The following is a 1,644-nucleotide window of genomic DNA, read 5'->3' on the forward strand; positions in this document are numbered from 1 at the left end:
CCTTTGCTTCCTTAAATGCGTAATCAATTATCTCTTCAGGTGTTGTAAAATCAGGTTCACCAATTCCGAAACTGTATATTGTCTTTCCTGCTTCCTTGAGTTCCGCAGCCTTATTAGACATGCTCACAGTGGCTGATTCATTTATACCATTTACCCTTGAGGATACCATAGCAAGTCATAGCAATTTGCCTTAAATATTTGTCCTTTTAAAATCCATGAAAATGAAAATGCATGGGGCATTTAAGAGATAATTGCTGAAGGTTAAAGAGAATGCACATATATAGAATTCTTTGTTTTCCATTATTTTATTAAAATAAAGAACAGTAAAGATTATTATGGGATTTTCAATAGTTGGGTAACTTGAAAGATATTCAGATCATAAGGGACGTTTTTATATCGGATCTGTACTGCGTTTACCTGCAGGACATCTCAGCAGTTGTTATTTCCGATCTGCACCTTGGTTTCGAGGAAGAGATGAATCTTCATGGTCTATTTCTCCCTAAACTGCAGAGAAATCATGTGGAAAAAATGGTAGACCAAATAATTGACCGGTACTCCCCCTCAAAAATTATTATCAATGGTGACTTTAAACAGGAGTTTTCCAGAAACTTACCGCAAGAATGGGATGATGTTAACCATTTCATAGACCGCTACAAAAAAGATACCGAACTGGTATTCATAAAGGGGAACCATGACAATTATCTTATGACAATACTGAAATCCAATGGCCTTGAAATATATGACTATTATGAAACCGATAATTATTATATATACCACGGAGACCGGGATATGTCTTTTAGAAAGCTTACAATATTAGGGCATGAACATCCTTCCGTGGTTCTCAGGGATGAAATCGGAAGCGTTTTTAAAATACCTGCCTTTGTATATAATAATGAACAAAAAATACTCATAACACCGGCAATGAGCTTTTTTTCCTCAGGAACCGATGTGTCCGAATCACTTTTAAATAATGAGCATTTCACGCCGGTGCTAAAAAATGTATCAAAAAAGTTTAGAGCATATGGAATAACCGAGGATTTCGGTCTTCTTGACTTTGGCTATGTAACAGACCTTACCCAGAAATTATGAAATTATTCTGGATATTTCCTTTCGCCCGGGCCCCTGTATATTGCCCTTGGTCTAATTAAACGCTCCTGGGTTTCAACGTATTCTGTTATGTGTGCCAGTATTCCAGATATCCTGGAAAGTCCAAAGAGTGTGGTAAACATGTCAACCGGAAAGCCTATGGCATTGAAAACCATTCCTGAATAGAAATCGGTATTTGTGTATATACCCTTTGAACCAAATGCTTTTACTCCATTCTCTTCCAGTTTTTTTGCAATTTCTAATATGTTTTTCTGTTCCTCCGTAGTTGAAAGAATATCGGCATATTTTTTGAATGTCTTCAACCTTGGGTCATATGTCCGGTAAACTCTGTGCCCAAAACCAACGAGCCTTCTTTTTCCATTGAGAATATTCTCACTGAACCATTTATCAACCTTGTCAGGAGTTCCAATTTCAAGAAACTGACGGTAGGCACCCTCGGCAGCACCTCCGTGCAAAGGCCCACGAAGAGCCGCAATTGCCGATGCCAGTGAAGAATACATATCGGAAAGAGTTGATGCAGTACCAGTCCGCGGTGGG

At 38.3% G+C, this 1,644-nt stretch carries 2 protein-coding genes; one reads left to right on the forward strand and one right to left on the reverse strand.

Going from position 1 to position 1,644, the window contains the following annotated elements:
- The first annotated feature begins 360 nt into the window (after window positions 1-360).
- A complete protein-coding gene (locus tag AMDU4_RS13915; RefSeq protein WP_290705604.1) occupies window positions 361-1,089 on the forward strand; it encodes a metallophosphoesterase in 729 nt (242 codons plus the stop codon).
- 2 nt (window positions 1,090-1,091) lie between these two features.
- On the opposite strand, the gene AMDU4_RS13920 is transcribed toward AMDU4_RS13915, so the two are convergent.
- On the reverse strand, window positions 1,092-1,644 hold a 553-nt coding region (locus AMDU4_RS13920; protein WP_021788557.1), incomplete at its 5' end, for a citrate/2-methylcitrate synthase.

Source organism: Ferroplasma sp. Type II, assembly GCF_000496155.1.